Origin of the sequence: Variovorax sp. RKNM96 (assembly GCF_017161115.1) — a bacterium.
In the GTDB taxonomy this organism is placed as follows: domain Bacteria; phylum Pseudomonadota; class Gammaproteobacteria; order Burkholderiales; family Burkholderiaceae_C; genus Variovorax.
Genome location: NZ_CP046508.1, coordinates 870,395 through 883,845 on the forward strand (window position 1 = coordinate 870,395; position 13,451 = coordinate 883,845).

General features: G+C 64.0%; 8 protein-coding genes. 5 read left to right on the forward strand and 3 right to left on the reverse strand.

Annotation, left to right across the window (positions count from 1 at the left end; translation table 11 throughout):
- Positions 1 to 92 precede the first annotated feature (92 nt).
- The 3 genes from GNX71_RS03935 to GNX71_RS03945 are packed head-to-tail and all read left to right on the forward strand — an operon-like array spanning position 93 to position 3,995.
- Positions 93 to 1,913: a glycosyltransferase family 2 protein gene (locus GNX71_RS03935; RefSeq protein WP_241027155.1), complete on the forward strand. Its 1,821-nt coding sequence runs from the start codon at positions 93 to 95 to the stop codon at positions 1,911 to 1,913.
- Positions 1,910 to 2,914, forward strand: coding sequence for a glycosyltransferase family 2 protein (locus GNX71_RS03940; protein ID WP_206177115.1), 1,005 nt, complete (start codon positions 1,910 to 1,912; stop codon positions 2,912 to 2,914). The genes GNX71_RS03935 and GNX71_RS03940 overlap by 4 nt, the downstream gene beginning before the upstream one ends.
- 28 nt (positions 2,915 to 2,942) lie before the next feature.
- A complete protein-coding gene (locus GNX71_RS03945) occupies positions 2,943 to 3,995 on the forward strand; it encodes a glycosyltransferase family A protein (RefSeq protein WP_206177116.1) in 1,053 nt (350 codons plus the stop codon).
- On the opposite strand, the gene GNX71_RS03950 is transcribed toward GNX71_RS03945, so the two are convergent.
- Both GNX71_RS03950 and GNX71_RS03955 read right to left on the reverse strand, forming a co-directional pair.
- Positions 3,992 to 6,034 (reverse strand): acyltransferase family protein, encoded by a 2,043-nt coding sequence (locus tag GNX71_RS03950; protein WP_206177117.1) that lies wholly within the window; start codon positions 6,032 to 6,034, stop codon positions 3,992 to 3,994. The genes GNX71_RS03945 and GNX71_RS03950 overlap by 4 nt on opposite strands.
- A gap of 66 nt (positions 6,035 to 6,100) precedes the next feature.
- On the reverse strand, positions 6,101 to 6,871 hold the full coding sequence (locus GNX71_RS03955) for a glycosyltransferase family 2 protein (protein ID WP_206177118.1): 771 nt from the start codon (positions 6,869 to 6,871) through the stop codon (positions 6,101 to 6,103).
- Between the two features lie 45 nt (positions 6,872 to 6,916).
- Between GNX71_RS03955 and GNX71_RS03960 the strand changes: the two genes are divergently transcribed.
- Entirely contained in the window at positions 6,917 to 8,014 is a 1,098-nt protein-coding gene (locus GNX71_RS03960) for a glycosyltransferase (protein ID WP_206177119.1), read from the forward strand.
- A 50-nt stretch (positions 8,015 to 8,064) separates the two neighbouring features.
- Complete coding sequence (argB, locus tag GNX71_RS03965; RefSeq protein WP_013539261.1) at positions 8,065 to 8,958, forward strand: acetylglutamate kinase; 894 nt, start codon at positions 8,065 to 8,067, stop codon at positions 8,956 to 8,958.
- A 48-nt stretch (positions 8,959 to 9,006) separates the two neighbouring features.
- On the opposite strand, the gene GNX71_RS03970 is transcribed toward argB, so the two are convergent.
- Entirely contained in the window at positions 9,007 to 13,419 is a 4,413-nt protein-coding gene (locus tag GNX71_RS03970) for a glycosyltransferase (protein ID WP_206177120.1), read from the reverse strand.
- Between the last annotated feature and the right edge of the window lie 32 nt (positions 13,420 to 13,451).

Below are 13,451 nucleotides of genomic sequence, written 5' to 3' on the forward strand. Positions count from 1 at the left end.
TTTTGTAGGGTTTGAAGAAGGGGATAATTTTACCGGCCCTCGATTCGAGGAGGCCGTAACCAGTGGAAGCCGCTATTTCGTGATCTTTAGCAATGCCCAGTAAGCCTACGCTGCCGCCTGCGCAGCCTTTTCCCCGGCGGCGCGGGCTCGACATCGCTTCGAGCAATGCACAGCTGCAGCGGCAGATCGGTTTGCTGGAAGTGCAGGTCAAGGCCCTGGATGCACAGGTCCGCAGCATGACGCAGTCCAGCAGCTGGCGCTTGACGGCCCCTTTGCGGTGGCTGAGCGGTCATTTTCAGCGTATCGTGCGCGGCGTGCCGGCCGCCGCCGCACCCGCCCAACGGGGGAGCTATGCCGACTGGGTGGCGCGCTACGACAACCCTGGCAGCGACGCTCCAGAAGAGAGCCGCCGTGCGGAGACGGCCGCGCGTCCCCGCTTCCTGGTGTTGACTTCAAACGCAGCACCGTCGCAGGAAACGGCCCGGTCCCTGGCGGCCCAGACCTGCAAGGAGTGGACGCTTCAGGCCGACCCGCTGACCGGTCCCGCGGATGCGGACTGGATCGTCTGGCTCGAGCCGGGTTGCACGCTGGCTGCCCATGCGCTCTTCACGATCGCGAAGGAGATTGCGGTGCATCCCGGGGTCCGAATGCTGTATGCCGACACGGACGTGATCGACGCCGCGGGGCAGCGCAGCGATCCCTGCTTCAAGCCCGACTGGAATCCGGACCTGTTCCTGTCCCGCAATCTTTTCTCGCCGATGGGGGTTGTCCAGGCCAGCCTGTTTGACGAAGCCGGGGGGCTGAATGCAGCCGCCAATGGCGCTCAGGGCTTCGACCTGGCATTGCGCTGCGTGGAGCACGTTCGGCCCGATCAGATCCGCCACATCCCGCGCATCCTCAGCCATTCCCGTGCGCCGCTCGCAGCGGCCGGTACGGCCGACGTACGCGCACTCGACAGGCATTTCCAGCGCACCGGCACTGCGGCCACCGCTGAGGCCACACCTCACGGCCTTCGCGCGCACTATGCGTTGCCCGGGACGCCACCCTTCGTGTCGCTCGTCATCCCGACGCGCAACGGTGTGAACCTCGTGCGCCAGTGCATCGAGAGCATCGTGCTCGAAACCGCCTATCCGAACTACGAGATCCTGCTGGTCGACAACGGCTCGGACGATCCCGAGGCGCTCGCGTACTTCGCGGCGCTCGATGCGCAGCCGGGCATCACCGTGATCCGCGACGAACGCCCCTTCAACTACTCGGCGCTGAACAACGCCGCCGTCGCGCAGGCGCGTGGAGAACTCGTCGGCCTGCTCAACAACGACATCGAAGTCATCTCCCGCGACTGGCTCCACGAGATGGTGTCGCTCGCGCTGCAGCCCGGCGTGGGCGCTGTCGGCGCGAAGCTGCTCTACCCCGACATGACCATCCAGCACGGTGGCGTCGTCCTGGGCATCGGGGGCATGGCCGGGCACGCGCACAAGCACCTGCCATCGACCGTCGCGGGCCATGGCGGGCGCGCGCAGCTGGTCCAGAATTTTTCTGCGGTCACTGCGGCCTGCCTCGTCGTGCGCAAGTCGCTCTACGAACAGGTCGGCGGACTCGATGAAGCGCAGCTCGGCGTGGCCTATAACGATGTCGACTTCTGCTTGCGCCTGCGTGAGGCCGGCTACCGCAACGTCTGGACGCCGTACGCCGAGTTGCTGCACCACGAATCGGCGAGTCGCGGCCTCGAGGTGGCGGCCGAATCGCGCGACCGCCTCGCGCGCGAGTCCGCCTTCATGCAAAGCCGCTGGGCCGGGCTGATCGCCCACGACCCCGCCTACAACCCCAACCTCACGCTCGACACCGAAGATTTCGACCTGGCATGGCCGCCGCGCAACTCCCGCGACGGCTCCGCCCCGGCAACCCACCCATGAACGCTCCCCGTCCTCTCGAAGTCTCCGTCGCCCTCTGCACCTACAACGGCGCCCGGTTCCTCCGCGAACAGGTGCGCAGCATCTGCCTGCAGACCCGGCCGCCGGTCGAGATCGTGCTGTCCGACGACGCCTCGCGCGACGGCTCGGTCGAGGTGGTGCGCGCCGCCGTCGCCGAATGCGCGGCCGAGCGCCCGGGCCCGCCGATCGCCCTGCGGGTCTTCGAGAATCCGGTCGCATTGCGCGTCGTCAAGAACTTCGAGCAGGCCATCAGCGCCTGCACCAGCGAGCTGATCGCACTCAGCGACCAGGACGACGTGTGGATGCCCGACCGGCTCGCGCTGATGGTGGCGCACTTCGAGCAGGACGCCAACCTGCTGCTGCTGCACACCGATGCGCGGCTGGTCGATTCCGAACGCCGCGATCTGAACCAGACGCTGTTCCATGCGCTCGAGGTCACACCCTTGGAGCTCGCGCAGGTGCACGGCGGCAGGGCCTTCGACGCGCTGCTGCGGCGCAATCTGGTGACCGGCGCGACCACCATCTTTCGCCGCACGCTGCTGGCCGACGCCTTGCCGCTGCCGGTCGAGTGGGTGCACGACGAATGGCTGAGCATCGTCGCATCGACCACGGCACGGGTCGACCTGCTGGAGCAGTCCCTCATCGAATACCGCCAGCACGAATCCAACCAGATCGGCGCGCGGCGCGACACCTTTGCGGAGAAGGTGCGCAAGGCGCTGGCTTCCCGCGGCAACACGCACGTGGAGCGGGCGATCAAGGCCGAGCTGCTGCTTGCGAGGCTGCTGCAGCTGGGAGACAGGGTCCCGTCCGAAATTATCGCCAAGGTGCGCAGCAAGATCGTGCACCAGCGTTTTCGCGCCGCCTTGCCGGCGTCGCGGCTCGCGCGCATCGTGCCGATCGCCCGCGAAGCCATGACCGGCCGCTACGACAAGTTCGGCCGTGGCGTGCGCGGCGTGGTCCGCGACCTTTTCGAATCTGTGTAGGCTCCGCTTCCAAAGAACCATGAACCCAATGAACGCCTCCCCAGATTCCACCATCGCAGCGCAACCGACCGCCTGGCTGAGCGTCGTGGTGATCATCCCGTTCTACAACGGCGCCGATTTCATCGAGCGTTCCGTGAAGAGCGTCTTCGAGCAATCGGTGCCCGCGGCCGAGGTGATCGTGGTCAACGACGGCTCGCGCCCCGAGGAGCGTGCCGTGCTCGACGCGCTGGCTGCGCGCTACCCGTTTCGCATCATCGACAAGGAAAACGGCGGGCAGGGGTCGGCGCGCAACGCCGGCGTGAAGGCGTCCACATCGGACTTCATCTGCTTTCTCGACCAGGACGACTTCTACCTGCCCAACCACATCGAGACGCTGGCGGCCTCGATCCCTCCCGGTGACCGGTTGTTCGGCTATGTCTATGCCGACCTGTACGAGGCCGACGGCGACGGCAACGTGATCCGCACCGGCGTGATCAAGGAGCACGCGACGCACCCCAAGCGCAACATCAACGACCTGCTGCGCAACGACATGTTCGTGCTGCCGTCGGCCGCGCTGGTGAGCCGCAAGGCCTTCGAGGCCGTCGACGGTTTCGATTCGCAGTTCATGGGCTTCGAGGACGACGACCTGTTCCTGCGCATCTTCCGCAAGGGGTTCAGCAACTACTTCGTGGACAAGGCCGTCACCGTCTGGTGCATCCACACGGCGAGCACGTCCTTCGGCATCCGGATGATCCGCAGCCGCTTCAAGTACTTCAAGAAGCTCACCGAGATGTTTCCCGACGAGCACCTGCGCGGGCGCTACTACCTGCGTGATTTCCTGGCGCCCCGGTTCCAGCCGTACTTCGTCAACCACGCGATCGAGTCGATCAAGAACGACGACCAGTACCGCCAGGAGATGACCGCGATCCTCAACGAGTACGGCGCGATGGTGCTGGCCAACCCCTATGTGGGAAGCAAGAAGAAGCTGCGCCTGCGGATCACGCTGTTCCTGCTCAACCACTGCCCGCCGGGCGTGGTGCGCCTGGTCGGCGCCGTCACGCGCCTGCCCGGCATTCGCAGCCTGCGCCGCCTGTACGCCTAGCGGGCAGGGGCTGCCGCCGCGGGCTGCTTCGGTGTGGTCATTGCCGCATCGATGTAGGTGGCGAACTTGCGCACGTACTCGGCGCGCAGGTGCCCGGCGTCCTTGTAGATCGGCGTCGCATCGGCATCCGCGCGGGTGCACCAGTCTTTCTCGCACAGCGTCGGGATCGGGTCGATCACGATGGCGCCGCTGCGCTGCGCGATCTGGCGCATGCGCTCGTGCAGCGCTTTCTGCTCCGGTACCCAGGGCGCGGTCGGCGACATGCGCCCGACCGTCATGTTGCCCAGGCGGCCACCCTTGACGAATTCCTCGGGGCCGAAGCCTTCGCCGACCGGGTTGTCCAGCAGCAGGTAGACCTGCTTGTGCTTGGAGAGCGCGGTCATCACGGTCTCGAGCGTGTTCAGCGCGAAGTCCGCGCCGCCACCGCCCATGAAGCGGCGCTTGTTCTTGCCGTCGAGGTAGTAGTAGCGGTCCGCCGCGGCGTTGTCGGCGGTGGGCTTGTCGGTTTCCGAGAAGTAGCAGTTCCAGCAGCCCCCGAAGACCACCGCGTCGAACTTGTCGCTCACCGCCAGGCGCATGCCGCCGTCGCGGCGTTCCGCGCAGAGGTTGTTCTGCTCGTCCACCACGTTGGGAATCGGCGGGCAGGCGCCCCAGGTCACGAAGGACAGCGAATCGAGCGTGTCGGGCGCGGTCTTGCTCAACTCCACCGCGCGCGGGCCGTACTGTTCGATGTGGCTGTCGCCGAAGAACAGCACGCGGCGCTTGCCGTGCCCGATCTGCTGCAGCACTTCGCCGTCGACCTTGATCGGGCTCAGGCCATCGGGGTAGCCCCAGTCCTTGGCAGCGGCGGCCGTCTTGTTGAAGTACGGATCGCTGTGGCGTCCGACATAGTAGCCCGAGGTGGCCAGCAGGCCGAGCACGACGAAACCCACCATCGCGGCCACGAGGCCCGAGGTCACCGTGGGGTTCTCGGTCTTGCGCGTGTAGCGCTCGACAAAACGGTAGGTCAGCCATGCGAGCACGAAAGAGGCGACCAGCATCAGCGCCCGGATGCCGTCGGAAGGCAGCTTGCCTTCGAGGATGCGCGCATACGCCAGCAGCGGCCAGTGCCACAGGTAGAGCGGATAGCTGATGAGCCCGACCCACACCATCGGCCTGGAGGCGAGCACATAGCGGTTCAGCACGCCGGTCGGTCCCGCCGCGATGCAGAAGAACGCGCCCAGCGTCGGCAGGATCGCCCAGAAGCCCGGAAAGGCCTTGCCGCCGCGAATGAAACACAGGCCCAGCACGATCAGTGCCAGCCCGGCGATGGACTGCGCATGGCGCCCCCAGCCCGGCTTGGGCAGCGGCCGGTGCAGCCGCATGTACGCGAGCATGCCGCCGATCATCAGCTCCCAGAAGCGCGAGAGCGGCGAATAGAACGCGGCCTCGCGGTGGCTGTGGATGGTCGTCACATTGAGCAGGAACGATGCGGCCGCGACGATGCCCACCACCCAGAGCACGCGCCACTTGCGCTTCCACGCCAGGCCCAGCAGCACGGGCCAGAAGATGTAGAACTGCTCCTCGATGGCCAGCGACCACAGGTGCAGGAGCGGCTTGGTCTCGGCCGCGTTGTCGAAGTAGCCGGCCTCGCTCCAGAACGCGAAGTTCGAGACGAACCCGGCGCCCGAGGCCACGTGCTTGCCGAGTTGCACCCATTCGTTGGGCAGCAGCGCATACCAGCCGAAGGCCAGCGTGGCCGCCAGCACCAGCGCCAGCGCCGGGAAGATCCGCTTCACGCGCCGGGCGTAGAACTCGCGGTAGCTGAAGCCCTCGCCCTCGAAGCTGGCCAGGATGATCGTGGTGATCAGGAAGCCCGAGATGACGAAGAAGATGTCGACACCGATGAAGCCGCCCTTGATCCACTGCGGGAACGCGTGGTAACCCAGGACCGAGAGCACCGCCACGGCGCGCAGCCCGTCGATGTCCGGGCGGTATTTGGGGTGAACCAGGTGGGCGTGTTCGTTGTGGAGCGTGGGGCTCGTCGTTGTCGTCGTCATCGTTGTTGTGAAGGCGCGCTTGCTTTTTTCGTTCCCGATTGTCCTCGCAAACGCTTTTCTCCCCGCTCAGGCGCCGGGCCGCTGCATCCGCCGGTAGCGCCAGAAAGCGCCCGAGCGCCACACTTTCAGCAGGCTGGTGACGTGCCAGTACAGATAGCGCTTGCTGCGGTGGCTGGCGCGCTGGGCGTCGTGCCGCGCGAGGAGGTCTTCGCCGACCTGCAGCTTCCAGCCCGCGAGCTGGGTGCGGGCGCAGATGTCGAAGTCCTCGCCGTACATGAAGAAGCGTTCGTCGAAGCCGCCGATCTGGCGGTAGGCCTCGCTGCGGAACAGCATGAACAGACCCGGGATCCACGCGGGCGCGGCCGGCGGCACATAGCCCGGCTTGTTGCGTCCGAGGATCTCGAAGGGCGTGAGCAGCGCCCGGTGCGGTTCGGGCGCGGGCTTGCCGGGCTCCAGGATGCGCGGGGTCATCAGGCCGGCGTCAGGTGCGGCCTGCAGGATCAGCGGCGCGAGCACGTCGCTGTCGAAACGGATGTCCGGGTTGAGCACCAGGAACCACGGCGTCGTGCAACGCCCGAAGGCCTGGTTGTGATTGGCGCCGAAGCCCTTGGGGCCCGCGTTCTCGATCCGCTCGACCTCGAACCCCCAGCTTTGCCCCGCGAGCACGTCAGGCTCCGGGATGTTCACCGTGAGCACCACCTTGGCAATCGACGCGCGGCTGTGCCGGTCCAACTGGTCGAGCAGCGGCCGTATCAGGGCGAGCTGGCCGTGGCTCACGATGGAAATGGTGATCGGCGGCAAGGGGGCGAGGGAGGCGGGGGATGAGGGCGTGGGCATGGTCTAATTTCGCTCGGGAATTCTAGGGTTCCCCAACTCCCACACATGATTGCCCTGATCGTCATCAGTTTCTTCGTCGCCGCCTTCGCGGTCCAGCTCTTCATGCGCCGGGCGCGCAGGCACGCACGGCTCTACGGCGCCGACATGCCGCAGCGCTTCCACAAGGGCCATGTGCCGCGCCTGGGCGGTGCGGGCATCCTGCTGGGCATGGGGGTGGCCTGGCTGGCCGCCGGCATCACCGGCACCGATCCCTTCAACGTGTCGTGGCCGGTCAAGACCTCGATGCTGACGCTGCTGTGCATCGCGCCCGCGGTGCTGGGCGGCATCGTCGAAGACATGACGCAGAAGGTGAAGGTGCGCTATCGGCTCGGTCTCACCATCGGCTCGGCCCTCTTGGTGTGCTGGCTGCTCGGCCTGGGCGTTGCGCGCACCGGCATCCCGATGGTCGACGGCTGGCTGGCCATGCTGCCGTATGCCACCGTGCTGTTCGCAGCACTCGCCATCGGCGGACTGCCGCATGCCTTCAACATCATCGACGGCTACAACGGCCTGGCCGGCACGGTCGCGGTGCTGGTGTGCCTGGCGATCTCGCACGTGGCCCTGCAGGTCGGCGACCGGCAACTCGCCGCCATGGTGGTGTGCCTCGTGGGCGCCACCGTCGGCTTCCTGGTCTGGAATTACCCGCGCGGCAAGATCTTTGCCGGCGACGGCGGGGCCTACGTCTGGGGCATGGTGATCGCCGTGGCCTGCGTGACGCTGGTGCAGCGGCACCGCGTGGTGTCGCCGTGGTTCCCGATGCTGCTGCTGATCTACCCGGTGTGGGAGACGCTGTTCTCCATCTACCGCAAGCTCGCGCGCGGCCAGTCGCCCGGCACGGCCGATGCGCTGCATTTCCACCAGTTGATCTTCCGCCGCATCGTGCGCGTGGCGCTGGCGGACGACGAGGCCCGGCAACTGCTGGCGCGCAACAACCGCACCTCGCCCTACCTCTGGATGTTCGCCGCGCTGTCGGTGGTGCCGGCGGTGCTGTTCTGGAACAACACCATCGTGCTGATGGCGTTCTGCCTGCTGTTCGTCACGACCTATGTGGGTGCGTACCTGATGATCGTCAGATTCAAGGTGCCGCGCTGGCTCAGGCCTTGAGAGAATTTCTGTTCATTCCCATCGTTCAACGCTTTGGAGCCTGACCGCCCATGACCGACCCCGTCCTCAACATCCCCCCGCGCGACAAGGCCGAGATCCTGGCCCAGGCGCTGCCGTACATCCGCAAGTTCCACGGCAAGACCATCGTCATCAAGTACGGCGGCAATGCCATGACCGACCCGGCCCTGCAGGCCGACTTTGCCGAAGACGTGGTGCTGCTCAAGCTGGTGGGCATGAACCCGGTGGTGGTGCATGGCGGCGGCCCGCAGATCGAGGCGGCGCTCAACAAGCTGGGCAAGAAGGGAAGCTTCATCCAGGGCATGCGCGTGACCGACGCCGAAACCATGGAAGTCGTCGAATGGGTGCTGGCTGGCGAGGTGCAGCAGGACATCGTGGGCCTGATCAACCAGGCCGGCGGCAAGGCCGTGGGCCTGACCGGGCGCGACGGCGGCCTGATCCGCGCGCAGAAGCTCAAGCTGGCCGACCGCACCGATCCCAACGTGCAGCACGACGTGGGCCAGGTCGGCGACATCGTCTCCATCGACCCCAGCGTGGTGAAGGCGCTGCAGGACGACGCCTTCATTCCCGTCGTGAGCCCGATCGGCTTCGGCGAGGAGAACGAGAGCTACAACATCAACGCCGACGTCGTCGCCGGCAAGCTCGCCACCGTGCTCAAGGCCGAGAAGCTCATGCTCCTGACCAACACGCCCGGCGTGCTCGACAAGAACGGCAAGCTGCTCACCAACCTGAGCGCCCGCGAAATCGACGACCTGTTCGCCGACGGCACCATCTCGGGCGGCATGCTGCCCAAGATCGAAGGCGCGCTCGATGCGGCCAAGAGCGGCGTGAACGCAGTGCACATCATCGACGGCCGCGTGCCGCACGCGATGCTGCTCGAGATCCTGACCGACCAGGCCTACGGGACGATGATCCGGGCGCGCTGAACGGGATCCGCTCAGGCCCGGACGCTTGCTTCGGGGGCGTTCGGGCCTCTAGCGGATCGACAGCGCCGGCTTGCGGCCTGCAAACTCAAAGCCTGCCGCTGTGACTTCCTGTTCGGACTGAGGCAGTTCTTCGAAATTGCTCCATAGCGGGTCTTCACGCAGCGATGGATCGCGCCAGAGGTCCACCAATCTTCCCGTTGGTGCGTTGCGAAAATCCTCGGCAGCCTTGGCGGAAACTGTGGAGCGCAAAGCCTGCTCGCATTCCGATGCCAGCCAAGCGATCGAATGGTTCGGGCAGAAATTTGAGGACACATGCAGGCGCTCGGTTTCGAACTGCTGGAACCACTGCTCCAGTCCGTGTCGAGTGCAGTTGAAGTAGTGCCACGGCCGCTCGTGCAGGGGCTGCATGAATGCCGTCCGCATTAGGATGCGGCCTTCCGGTTTCAATACCCGGAAGAGTTCTTCCGCCACCTTCTGCGGCTCGCGGTAATGCTCGAAAGCGTTCATCACGATCACTGCGTCGAAGACTTCGTCGTCGAACGGAAGGACGTGCGCATCCGCGACGACATCTGTGTGCCTGAACAGGGCATATTCCACTTCGACCACGTTGGGAAGTTTTTCCTGCGACCCCCCCCCGCTGAGATTCAAGACCCATCCCTTGGTCTCCTCTATCAACGCAAGAGCCTCTTGCGGCAGGATGTTGCTGACGTGCGCGGCCGATTTGAGCTCCGGTTCGCTCATGTCTTGACACAGCACGGCACGACCGTCGAACAGTGGCCAGGTTTGCCATCCATCCACGCTGACCAAGACATTTCGTTCCGCATCGAGCGCCAGCTTGAGCCGTGTCTTGGGACATCGAAGAATTGGTAGGAGCATCTGCAGCCGAGATGGCGACACGCTTTCCTGTAAGTGCGTATTCAAGGCGGGTGGCTTGCGAGCAAGCCGTTCGTCTATCAGCGATACCCATGGATGCTGTGCCTTGAAAGTCTCCATCAGGCGCCGGTAGTTCTCGGGAACGGTCGTCTCGGCCTTGATCATGGAGGCGTCATGCACGCGATACTCCGCGAGCGTTTGTTGCTCCCAGTGCCCACGCTGGCCTCGTTCGGCAAGCCTGCACCAGAAGTCGTAGTCTTCCCATCCGTGCTTGACGTGGTTGTAGCCGCCCACGGTAGCCCACGCCTCTTTCGACACCAGTGCCATCGCATCGACATAGTTTCCCGCCACGAAGCGATGCGGCTCGTAGGGTGCGTTGCTAATTGTCTCGGTCGAAATTCCGAAGTGTTGGATGGTGGGGTACACGAACGCCACTTCTTCGTTGCGGATGGTGCGTCGCAATTCTTCGCAGCAGCTGGGCAGCAATCGGTTGTCTGCATCGAGCGGCAGTACATAAAGGCTGTCGGCCAGGTCGAAGCCAGCATTCCGAGTCAGTCCGAGACCGTGATTCGACTTGTTGCGCGCAACCACCACGCGATTGAAACGCAGTGCATGCTGCCGAGCCCAAGCGAGAGCAGTCGCCAGCGAGCTGTCAGTGGAACAGTCGTCGATTACCACGAGGTCGAGGATTGCCAGCGATTGGGCGCGTACCGATTCGAGCGCTTCTACAATGAATTGTGCATAGTTGTAGAGGGGGATGATGACGGAAACATCGGCATACTCGCCCGCACGGTGTTCGAACATGATGTCCAGTGGTGGCAACTTCGGCATGGCGTTGGGCATCGACTGGATGCGGGCATCGAGCGCAAAGGCGCGTGCTGCGAGTGCCTTTCCTTGTAACTGATCAAGAACGCGCCCGAACTGGGCCGCGCGTTGCAGTGGACCGTAGACGGCCAAGACGCTGAGGTAAGCGGCCGAGGCGATTTTTTCGCGCAACGACTTTTCGGACACCAGCCTGCTCATGTAGTGGAACCAGTCGTCAGCGGTCGCGGCAAGAAAGCCCGAAATACCGTGCTTGATTGCCCGTCTGAACGGCCCGGTCGGCGAGGCGATGGTCGGAACGTTGACCAGCGCCGATTCGAAGAACTTCAGTTCGCTCTTTGCTTCGCAGAATGGATTGCCGAATTCGAGGGGGGCGAGGTTGATGTCAAAACGCGCCATTTCTCTGGGCAGGGTTTCCAATGTCTGGTAAGGGCGCCATTCGATGCGGTCTTCGAGGCCGGTCATGACCGGGTATTCGTCCACGTTGATCAACCGAACTCCGGCGCTGGTCTGAAAGAGCACGAGGCGACACAGCTCGTTCTCTCGAAGTATGCGTGCGACAGCTTCGATGGCAAGGCCGAGATCTCGTTGATGCGTGCGGGAGCCTCCTGCATAGCCGATCCGGATCAGCTGATCGGATCGCTCGCGAGGCCACTGCCTTGCGCTGCTACGCGCAAGCGCGAGTGTCTGATCATCGAACCCGTTGAACAAGACATGCGTGGTCTTGCCGGCGCATCGCATGTGGTAAGCCAGTTCCTGGGTGCTTGCGAAACATACGTCGGCTGCAAGCATCGCTCTTCGAACACGGGCGAAGAGCTCCCGCACTGCATCCTCCTGGTGAGCATCCGACCTGATGCCATCGATGATCTGGGTATCAGCCAGCTCCGGATCGATCATGAGGTCGTCGATATCGAACACGATCTTCTTGCCCTGTGCCCGAATGCGCCGCACGGCTTCTTCCAGGCCCGCAGTCCAAGGAGTACGCCAGAGAATCATCACATCGTGTCGTGAGATCAGATCGAAATTCAGTTCGAGCTGGTCCAGTCGAACCCAACTGGCTGGGACACCATTCATCCGGGCTGCATCCATATAACGCGTGACCCGGTAGCGGTGACCAGGTGTATCGGGCTCGCCTGACACAAAGAAAATCGAAAATGGCCGGCCCGGCAACGCTAAGGGCATCGCCTGTTCTATTTCGAACAATCCGGCGTCGCGTCCTTCCTGAGCGCCGAAGAGCGTGTAGTGAAGAAGGGGATTCACTCCTGCCGCGGATACGTCTCGGTGGCGCTGCAGGTACTTGGTGCCGGAGAAAATTGGTCCGGGTTCCCTCGCCTCATTGGCGCCATGAATCGCGTAGTGCTCGACAGGATCCATGCCCGAGGATGCAACATCGGGGTACGCATTTAGGTACCAGTCACGATCAAAATAGGGAGAATATCGGATGGTATCTACGGCTGCAAAATCAATCGACCGCCTGGACAGGCGCGAGACCAATATACGCAGGCGCCTGCGAATTTTCGCCTTCACGCCGAGAGCCGGATCGCTTTGAAAGCGCATGAAGCGCGTCGTCAGTGCGTCGATTCGACCTTCCTTTGCCTTGACGATTTCTCTAAGGACCGCCTCGTCGTGCTGCTGCTGGCTGGCCTGCTTGCGAGCTGCTTCCAAGCCTTGCTGCGCATCGGCCAAGTCGGCCGACAACCGGGCAACGACACCGCGCAGTTCGGCCACACGCTGCCCCGCCTGGTCGTGCGCGAGGCTCGTGGCATGTGACTTGGCCTCTGCGCGCGAAGCCTCCGCACTTGCCCGGTCGATTTCGCGGCGTACGACTTCCAGCTGGGTGTCCGCGCGTGCGATCTCGGCGGTCAATGTATTCACCCTTGCCTCGGCTTGAGCGCGGGCTTCGGCTTCCAGGGCGTGGGCCGCTTCCGTTTGCGCGAGCTTCGCTTTTATCGGCTCCTGCTCGATGGCCGCGTCGTGAATGCGCTGGTGCAGTTCGGCCGTACCCAATTGCTCGCGCGTGGTGACAAACCACCGGGTCCCAAGATGCGCGAACCGGGCTCGCATGGCATTGGCACGCTCAGGTTGGAGGTGGCATAAATCCATGATGGCGTCGGGTGCGTCTTTTCCGACAGCAAGCACGCCGAGCCCGTGACCATGCAAAAACTCGAAAGATGGATACTTCGCGGCCTGTTCCGCAAAGAAGCGGAAGACACCGAACTGGTTGGAACGGACGTTCGTGTCGTGAAAGAGGACGACAGCTCTGCTAGAAAGTTTCGGGAACCAAGTCTCGAAATCGTGCCGCACCGCCTCGTAGGTGTGGAAGCCGTCGATGTGCAACACATCTATCGAATTGTCGGCGAAGTAGGGTAGCGCATCATCGAACGTGGACTTCAACAACTCGGAAAAGGCACCGAAGTGCTTGTCGTGAAAGTCGCGGAGCTCGTAGTAGGTTCTCGCATCCAACTCGCCGGCGTGCGCATCTCCAGTCCACGTGTCCACAGCATAGCTGCGAGTCGCCGATTTCAGACGCGCAATCGCCTCGCAGAACGCTGCATACGATACGCCGTTGTGCGTGCCAAGCTCCACCAGCAACCCGGGCTTGCAGGCTGAAATGAGCCAGAAGGCAAACGGTGTGTGGGTCCACCACGCGCTGGCTTTGCCCAGAAGGTGCGGCGTCCAGAAAAGAGGATCCAGTACAGGGTCCGTCAGGAGCTGAAGGGACCTATCGAGCGGCGATGTGGAAAGGTTGGAAGAGGGGGTGCTCATCGTTGTTGCTTGAGTAAGCGTCGAGCCGTTGC